Source organism: Corynebacterium lipophiloflavum DSM 44291 (assembly GCF_000159635.1).
Lineage (GTDB): Bacteria > Actinomycetota > Actinomycetes > Mycobacteriales > Mycobacteriaceae > Corynebacterium > Corynebacterium lipophiloflavum.
The window spans coordinates 1-231 of the sequence record NZ_GG667252.1; the positions used below are offsets into that span (position 1 = coordinate 1).

At 46.3% G+C, this 231-nt stretch carries 1 protein-coding gene; it reads left to right on the forward strand.

Going from position 1 to position 231, the window contains the following annotated elements:
• The coding region (locus HMPREF0298_RS11390) for a Bax inhibitor-1 family protein (protein ID WP_006841363.1) at nucleotides 1-231 on the forward strand (231 nt) is incomplete at both ends.

A 231-nucleotide genomic window follows, 5' to 3' on the forward strand; every position in this document is an offset into this window, starting at 1 on the left:
TGATGGAGCTGTTGTTCACTAACCGTGTCTTTTTAATCGGTCTGATCATCGCGCAATTAGCATTGGTTATTGTGTTATCAGCGATGATTCAAAAGCTGAGCGCAGGTGTAACGACGATGCTCTTTATGCTTTATTCGGCGCTGACGGGTCTTACGCTTTCCAGTATATTCATTGTCTATACCGCTGCTTCTATCGCCAGTACTTTCGTCGTTACTGCCGGGATGTTCGGCG